Annotated in this window: 6 protein-coding genes and 2 tRNA genes; 1 reads left to right on the forward strand and 7 read right to left on the reverse strand. The window is 56.1% G+C overall.

The features are described 5' to 3' along the window. Window positions 1–7 precede the first annotated feature (7 nt). From miaA to nnr, 5 genes are read right to left on the reverse strand one after another with little or no spacing between them, the layout of a single operon-like run. On the reverse strand, window positions 8–958 hold the full coding sequence (gene miaA, locus ACLJZ5_RS15300) for a tRNA (adenosine(37)-N6)-dimethylallyltransferase MiaA (protein WP_001000734.1): 951 nt from the start codon (window positions 956–958) through the stop codon (window positions 8–10). Next, entirely contained in the window at window positions 951–2,807 is a 1,857-nt protein-coding gene (gene mutL, locus ACLJZ5_RS15305) for a DNA mismatch repair endonuclease MutL (RefSeq protein WP_024798547.1), read from the reverse strand. Before mutL ends, miaA begins: the two co-directional genes overlap by 8 nt. A gap of 9 nt (window positions 2,808–2,816) precedes the next feature. Then, entirely contained in the window at window positions 2,817–4,136 is a 1,320-nt protein-coding gene (gene amiB, locus ACLJZ5_RS15310) for an N-acetylmuramoyl-L-alanine amidase AmiB (protein ID WP_024797374.1), read from the reverse strand. A 16-nt stretch (window positions 4,137–4,152) separates the two neighbouring features. Next, window positions 4,153–4,614, reverse strand: coding sequence for a tRNA (adenosine(37)-N6)-threonylcarbamoyltransferase complex ATPase subunit type 1 TsaE (gene tsaE / locus ACLJZ5_RS15315; protein WP_024797373.1), 462 nt, complete (start codon window positions 4,612–4,614; stop codon window positions 4,153–4,155). After that, window positions 4,586–6,133, reverse strand: coding sequence for a bifunctional ADP-dependent NAD(P)H-hydrate dehydratase/NAD(P)H-hydrate epimerase (gene nnr / locus ACLJZ5_RS15320; protein ID WP_000968675.1), 1,548 nt, complete (start codon window positions 6,131–6,133; stop codon window positions 4,586–4,588). The genes tsaE and nnr overlap by 29 nt, the downstream gene beginning before the upstream one ends. Between nnr and queG the strand changes: the two genes are divergently transcribed. Then, window positions 6,132–7,271 (forward strand): tRNA epoxyqueuosine(34) reductase QueG, encoded by a 1,140-nt coding sequence (gene queG, locus ACLJZ5_RS15325; protein WP_001670426.1) that lies wholly within the window; start codon window positions 6,132–6,134, stop codon window positions 7,269–7,271. The genes nnr and queG overlap by 2 nt on opposite strands. A 270-nt stretch (window positions 7,272–7,541) precedes the next feature. Here queG and ACLJZ5_RS15330 read toward each other — a convergent pair. Together ACLJZ5_RS15330 and ACLJZ5_RS15335 are read right to left on the reverse strand one after the other, a co-directional pair. Continuing rightward, window positions 7,542–7,617, reverse strand: a tRNA-Gly gene (locus ACLJZ5_RS15330). Window positions 7,618–7,653: 36 nt separating this feature from the next. Next, window positions 7,654–7,729, reverse strand: a tRNA-Gly gene (locus tag ACLJZ5_RS15335). Between the last annotated feature and the right edge of the window lie 111 nt (window positions 7,730–7,840).

Raw genomic sequence — 7,840 nt, forward strand, 5'->3', positions numbered from 1 at the left:
TACACATTCAGTCTGCGATAGCACCAACAACCTGTAATACTTCTTTTCGCGCCCGATCGGGATTCTCACTGTCAAGCCAGCGCACCCCTTCCCAACCGCGCAACCAGGTCATCTGGCGCTTCGCCAACTGTCTCGTGGCGCAAACACCTCTATAAACCATTTCATCATATGAGATTTCGCCCTCAATGTATGACCACATCTGGCGGTATCCCACACAACGGATGGAAGGCAAGTCCGTATGCAAATCTCCTCGGGCAAAAAGCGCCCGGACTTCTGCTTCAAAACCTGAAGCCAACATCTGATGAAAACGCAGTTCAATGCGCTGATGGAGCAGTTCACGGCTCGCCGGGGCGATAGCGAACTGATGCACCTGGTACGGTAGCGCGTCTCCTGACGTTTGCGTTAGCTCCGTTAAAGTTTTACCCGAAATGAAAAAAACTTCCAGTGCTCGGGAAAGTCTTTGCGGATCATTTGGATGAATTCGCGCGGCGGCAACCGGATCTATCTCCTGAAGTTGCTGATGCAACGCCTCCCATCCAAGCTCCGCTGCTTGCTGCTCTATCCGGGATCTGACTTCCGGATCTGCTGAAGGCAGCGGCGATAACCCTTCCAGCAATGCCTTAAAATACAGCATGGTACCGCCCACTAACAGCGGGATACGCCCCGCAGCGGTGATCTCCGCCATTTGCGCTAACGCGTCGCGGCGAAAATCCGCCGCCGAATACGCCTGTGACGGGTCGCGTATATCCAGCAGTCGATGCGGCGCCGCTTTCAGCTCATCGGCATTCGGCTTAGCCGTGCCAATATCCATTCCCCGATAAATGAGGGCGGAATCAACGCTTATCAACTCTACTGGCAAAACTTTACGCAGTTCTATCGCCAGCGCCGTTTTGCCGGAGGCCGTCGGCCCCATCAAAAATATCGCCTTAGGCAGGCTCGCCTTGCTTACATCATTCATGCTTCAGGGCGTTCATCGCCGAATGTAAATCAACAGGTTGTAACAGGCCACCCGGCGGCGCTTTTACCAGCTGCGGACATAGCCACTCAACATCCGCCAGCAGCGATATGGCCTGCGCCATCGACCACTGCGGATGTTCACTCTGCACATTACGCGCTATCCATTGTGCAATATTGGCCGTTGCAAATGTGGTCTGTTGCGCCAGGTAGCCTATCAGTTCAGGAATCAAGATTTGTAAATTTTGTTGTCGTAAGGGTAAAGGCACCGCCCGAATGGTCACATGCTGCGCATCTGACTGAAATTCAATACCCAATTCTCCCAACAAAGACTGGGCTTTTTGCAGCGCGGCTTTTTCATCGGCGCTCACTTTTAAACGCAGCGGAATCAGCAACGGCTGCGCGCAAACCGGACTTTGACCCGGTGTAAGCTGCGCCTGACGCAGCCAACGCTCCGCAACCGGCAGCGACAAGAGCTGGATAGTCCCCGCGTGTTCCAGCAACGCGCAGTCACCGCCGACTATCGTCAGTACGCGACCAAAACTCTGGCTATGTCCGTCAAGCGCAGGCGCAACCGGCTCCGGCGCGAGGCTCGTCGTCGGCGTCTGTAAAAGCGCGCGATAAACCTCGCCCTGCTGCTTCTGATAACCTGGCTGCGCGTGCGGCCAACCACCTGCGGACTGACGCCCGCCGTTACCGCCCGATGCGCCGCCGGAATAACGCGGTGTCGCGGGCTCGCGCGCCGCAGTTGGCTCGGCGGGTACAGCAAAATGGTTGCGCCCGGCGGCGATACGGTTTTCCGGGACATGCCGCGGCGCTGGCGCAATCTCCTCCAGCGGCAGCGTCGTTTCCGTCTGCTGTTGCAGAACGCTCAGCACCCCTTGATAGATGAAGTCGTGCACCAGCCGGGATTGATGAAAACGCACTTCGTGCTTGGCGGGATGAACATTGACATCCACCTGATGCGGGTCAATCTCCAGATACAACACAAACGCAGGCTGTTGGTCCGCGCCCAGTTTATCTTCACAGGCCTGGCGAATGGCATGGTTGATCAAGCGGTCGCGCATCATGCGGCCATTCACATAGCAGTACTGGATCTCCGTTAACGCCGTGGTGGTGTGATTCGGATCGGCGACCCAGCCGCGCAGGGTCAGATCGCCATGCTGCCACTCGATCGCCAGTGCCTGTTCGAGAAACGGCGTCCCGCAGATGGCGCCTAACCGGCGCTCTTTTTGCCCGTCCTTTGCGACAGCGCGATACTGCCGTACCAATTTGCCGTTGTGCGACAGGTTAAGCGTGACGTCAAAACGGGCCAATGCAATACGACGGATGATCTCATCGATGTGATTAAATTCCGTTTTTTCGGTACGCATGAATTTGCGCCGGGCGGGCGTATTATAAAAGAGATCCAGAACTTCCAGGGTGGTGCCGACCGGGTGCGCGGCGGGTTTTACCGTTACGTCCATGTCACGCCCTTCCGCATACGCCTGCCAGGCTTCCGCCTGCTCCGCCGTGCGCGACGTTAGCGTCAAACGCGAGACCGAACTGATACTGGCCAGCGCTTCGCCGCGAAATCCCAGACTGATAATCGCTTCCAGATCGTCAAGCGAGGCGATCTTACTGGTGGCATGACGGGCCAGCGCCAGCGCCAGTTCCTCTTTTTTAATGCCGCAGCCATTGTCACGAATACGAATAAGCTTCGCGCCGCCACGCTCGATGTCGATATCAACGCGGGTGGCGCCTGCATCCAGACTATTCTCTACCAGCTCTTTAACAACCGACGCAGGGCGTTCCACCACTTCGCCAGCGGCGATTTGGTTCGCAAGCTGCGGCGGCAGAACCTGAATCGGCATGAAATCTCCTTAATTCGCGGCGGTTATGACGCCAGGCTGGTTGGTACTGGCCGTCTGGCCTGGGCCGCCCTGCGGCGCAGACTGGATCGGATGCGCTGCAAAGTACTTACGCAACCCCCGGTATATAGCGTCAGCAATCTGCTGCTGATAGCGGTCGCTCGCCAGCAATCGCTCTTCGCCGTGATTACTGATAAAGCCCGTCTCCACCAAAATGGACGGGATATCCGGCGAACGCAACACGCCCAGGCTCGCGTGTTCCGGGCGACGTTTATGCAGCGACCCCACGCCATCGAGTTGGCTTAGCACGTTCGTCGCCACATCATACCCTACCCGCTGCGAATGACCGAATTGCAAATCCAGTACCGCCTGGCTCAGGTAAGGGTCTGACTGACTGTTCGCCAGCACATCGCCAGCGCCGCCTAACAGTTCGGATTGCTTCTCATGCTGCTCAAGCCAGTTTGCCATTTCGCTGTTCGCGCGACGATTGGACAATACCCAGACGGAGGCGCCGGTGGCGTCGCGATTTGGCGCGGCATCCGCATGAATAGAGACAAGGAAGTTGGCGTTTTGCTTACGCGCCACGTCAGACCGCCCCATCACCGAAATAAAATAGTCGCCGTCACGCGTCAGCACGCCTTTAAACATCGGATCGTTATTCAGTAATGTGCGTAACTTACGCGCGATAGCGATGGTGACATTTTTCTCGCGCGTACCGCCCGGGCCTATAGCGCCGGGGTCCTGGCCTCCATGTCCGGCATCAATAGCAATCACCACTTTATCGCCAGCGCCTGCCGACGCGCGCGCCGCAGGCCGCGTAACGGTATTGCTGCTGGTTACGCCGGTCAGGCGATCATCAGAAGATTTAAACGGATTACGGGCCGGCTCCGTCGGGCGAGGCGCGCTTTCAACCCGTTTCGCGACGACAGGCGGCGGTGGCGGCGGAACATCGGCATTAATGGTGAAAATGACCGTATAGTTGCCGCCGTTTTGCCGCTTCACCGCCTCGGTTTTACCATTTTCCGTCAGATCGACAAGCAACCGTAAAGATTGCGCATCTTTCGGCGTTCCAGCACGGATCGTTTTTACCAGATTGTTACCGCTAAACTGAAGCGGCAGCCCCTGAATCACGCCGGTCTGCCTGATATCCAGCGCCACGGTACGTTTACCGTCCTGTGAGTAAGCATATTCCGGCTCGCCGATAAAACTCAGCGTAATGCGCGCCTGCTGCTCGCCGTTGGACACCTGAATATCAGAGAGACTGGCGGCGCCCGCCTGCGCGCACAGCAGGATTAAGGCTGCTATTACGGCATTTTTGATGCGATAAATCATCCCGCCACCTTTATAGCTAATCGGCTAAACGCGCCAGTAACGAATGACCCGATGAGGATACCGCGCTTACGCGAGCCTCACGCCCCTGCACCTGGTAATCAATATGGATTTCGACGTCCGGGTCGGGGAGAACGCCTTTACCTTGTTGCGGCCACTCCACCAGACAAATGGCGTCGTTGGCGAAATAATCGCGAATGCCCATAAACTCCAGCTCCTCCGGGTCCGCAAGACGGTATAAGTCGAAGTGATATACCATCATGTTATCAAGCGCATAAGGCTCTACCAGCGTATAGGTGGGGCTTTTTACATTACCGTTATGGCCTAACGCCTGTAAAAATCCCCGGCTAAACGTCGTTTTACCGGCACCTAAATCGCCATACAGATAAATAACGGTCGCGCCATCGCAGGCGTTGGCTACCCGTTGCCCCAGGTCTAGCGTCGCCTGTTCGTCAGGTAGCGGAATTACTCGATTCATCATGGTTTACGTCAATCACATCAGGGTTAACAATACGCCGCAGCGTAGTAAAAAGATCGGTCGCCAACATGCCGCGAGCGCCATAACGCGCTGCCAGTAAGTCCGCCGCCGCGCCGTGAGCCACACATCCCACACATGCCGCATCATACGGGGTAAACTTCTGTCCGAGCAATGCGCCGATGATGCCGGACAGGACATCGCCCATCCCGCCGCTCGCCATCCCCGCATTACCAGCGTCAATGATAGCCAGAGGGTGGTGTTCAGCGGCAATGATCGTTCCTGCGCCTTTTAACACGACCACGCCTCCATACCGTTTTACCAGACGCTGTGCTGAAAGTAAGCGATCACTTTCAATTTCTGCCACAGAACATCCTAACAGGCGGGCCGCCTCTCCCGGATGCGGCGTAATCACGCGATTGTGACGTTTATCAGGATTGATTGCCAGTAGGTTCAACGCATCCGCATCCCACAGCATAGGTTTACGGACGTTTTCTACTTTCTGTAAGGCTTTTTTGCCCCATTCCTGCTGCCCAAGCCCCGGGCCGATCACTACAACGTCAGCCCAGGTCAGGCTCTCTTCCAGCGACTGAGGCGTGAGTTCATGTACCATCAGTTCCGGGCGGGCCGTCAGCAACGGCGCGATGTTTTCACCGCGGGTCAGTACTCTGACCAAGCCAGCTCCCGTACGCAGCGCCGCCTCGCCAGCCATCCGAATCGCGCCCGCTGTTCCCTGGTCGCCGCCGATAATCGCCAGACGACCATGATCGCCCTTATGCGAGGTCGGTCGACGCGGCGTTAACCATTGCCCCAACTGCGTCGCGTCAAAACGCCGGAGCGGCGGCGTCTGGCTCGCCAGCCAGCCTTCCAGTCCCAACGCGTCATAATGCAATATGCCGGTAACGTCACGCGCTTTGCCGGTCAGCAGGCCTGGTTTCAGGGCGATAAACGTGACCGTATGCGCGGCGCTTATCACCGCGCCAGGCGTGGCGCCCGTTTGCGCCAGCAGGCCTGACGGGATATCGACGGCGACAACCGGCGCAGGATGGGCGTTCGCCTGTTCAATCAGACCGGCTACCGGGTCGCGCGGCGCCTGGGCTATACCGGTGCCAAGCAGCGCGTCGATAATTAGATCCGTCGCTTCCGGCCAGATAATATCGGCAGCATGGATAATGCCGCCGGCATTCAGCCAGGCATCGCGCGCCTGCGCCGCTTCTTCAGGCAACGGTTTGTCGCTCTCCTGCGCCAGCAACGTTACGCTAATGCCCGCCGCTTGCGCTAGTCGCGCCACGACGTAACCATCGCCGCCGTTGTTGCCATGACCACACAACACCAGCCAGTGTCGGGTGTCAGGATAACTGTCACGGGCTACCCGAAATGCCGCGTCGCCAGCGCGCAGCATCAATTCATAGAGTGTAAGTCCAAAGGCATCCGCCGCATCGCGTTCCAGCCGTTTGATGTCATCGGCGGGCCAAATGGAGTGTGGTATACTTACAGGGTTTTTCTTCATGTTATGGTCCATCATGTCAAAGCCCCTCGATCTCAATCAGTTAGCGCAAAATATTAAGCAGTGGGGGCTGGAGCTGGGCTTTCAGCAGGTCGGTATTACTGATACCGATCTGCGCGCATCCGAACCTGCGCTGCAGGCGTGGCTGGACAAACAATACCACGGCGAGATGGCATGGATGGCGCGCCACGGTATGATGCGCGCCCGGCCTCATGAACTCTTACCCGGTACGCTACGTGTCATCAGCGTGCGCATGAACTATCTGCCCGCCAACGCCGCGTTTGCCAGTACGTTGAAGGATCCCACGCTGGGCTACGTTAGCCGATATGCGCTGGGGCGTGATTATCACAAGCTATTACGCAGCCGCCTTAAAAAACTGGGCGAGCAGATCCAGCAGTACTGCGGTTCGCTGAATTTTAGACCGTTTGTCGACTCTGCGCCTATTCTTGAACGCCCATTAGCGGAAAAAGCCGGACTTGGCTGGACGGGTAAGCACTCACTTATCCTTAATCGGGAGGCAGGCTCATTCTTTTTCCTGGGGGAATTGTTGATTGATTTACCGCTGCCGGTCGACCAGCCGGTCGAGGAAGGTTGCGGCAAATGCGTCGCCTGTATGACCATTTGCCCGACCGGGGCGATTGTCGAACCGTATACGGTGGACGCGCGGCGCTGTATTTCTTATCTCACCATTGAGCTGGAAGGCGCTATTCCGGAAGCATTTCGCCCACTGATAGGCAACCGTATTTACGGCTGCGATGACTGCCAGCTTATCTGTCCGTGGAATCGTTACTCTCAGTTGACCGACGAAGCAGATTTTAGCCCACGCAAGGCGCTGCATAACCCAGATTTGCTTGAGTTGTTTAGCTGGAGCGAAGCGCAGTTTCTGAAAGTCACTGAAGGTTCTGCGATTCGGCGCATTGGTCATTTACGCTGGCTGCGCAATGTTGCCGTCGCGCTGGGGAATGCGCCGTGGAGTAATGCCGTCATTACGGCGCTGGAAAGCCGCAAGGGTGAGCATCCACTTCTCGATGAGCATATCGAATGGGCGATTGCGCAACAAATTGAAAAGCGCAACGCCTGCATCATTGAAGTGCAGCTACCGAAAAAACAGCGTCTGGTCAGGGTGATTGAAAAAGGGCTGGTGCGCGATGCCTGAATTATTCACAGGCTGTGTATAAAAATAAAAACACATTGCGATTCAAGAGGGAAAAAAGGAACAGTCAATAACGCTAACGTTTTGAAATCTTATTTTTTTCTATATTTTTCAGTAGATTATAGAAATTCTACGCGTCAGGTATAATTTTTTGCATTCCAGGAGTAATGGACCGCCCTGTGGATAAGTCTGTTTACAAGGATCCTAAGAAAGCGGAACAAAACGTGCCCCAACGCGATATTCGTTGTGGATAATTTTACTGTAGATAAGAATTGGAGCGGGAAACGAGACTCGAACTCGCGACCCCGACCTTGGCAAGGTCGTGCTCTACCAACTGAGCTATTCCCGCTTGGGTGCGTCTGTGCTTAACAAGCACTTTCAAATTTGGAGCGGGAAACGAGACTCGAACTCGCGACCCCGACCTTGGCAAGGTCGTGCTCTACCAACTGAGCTATTCCCGCTTGGGTGCGCTTGTACTTAACAAGTACTTTCAAATTTGGAGCGGGAAACGAGACTCGAACTCGCGACCCCGACCTTGGCAAGGTCGTGCTCTACCAACTGAGCTATTCCCG

The organism is Salmonella sp. 5800, from assembly GCF_046558195.1.
In the GTDB taxonomy this organism is placed as follows: domain Bacteria; phylum Pseudomonadota; class Gammaproteobacteria; order Enterobacterales; family Enterobacteriaceae; genus Salmonella; species Salmonella enterica.

What these genes read in the sequence shown, in the direction of transcription:
- miaA (WP_001000734.1), bottom strand. Translation starts at nt 958, where the DNA reads ATGAATGATGTAAGCAAGGCGAGCCTGCCTAAGGCGATATTTTTGATG.
- mutL (WP_024798547.1), bottom strand. Translation starts at nt 2,807, where the DNA reads ATGCCGATTCAGGTTCTGCCGCCGCAGCTTGCGAACCAAATCGCCGCT.
- amiB (WP_024797374.1), bottom strand. Translation starts at nt 4,136, where the DNA reads ATGATTTATCGCATCAAAAATGCCGTAATAGCAGCCTTAATCCTGCTG.
- tsaE (WP_024797373.1), bottom strand. Translation starts at nt 4,614, where the DNA reads ATGATGAATCGAGTAATTCCGCTACCTGACGAACAGGCGACGCTAGAC.
- queG (WP_001670426.1), top strand. Translation starts at nt 6,132, where the DNA reads ATGTCAAAGCCCCTCGATCTCAATCAGTTAGCGCAAAATATTAAGCAG.
- nnr (WP_000968675.1), bottom strand. Translation starts at nt 6,133, where the DNA reads ATGATGGACCATAACATGAAGAAAAACCCTGTAAGTATACCACACTCC.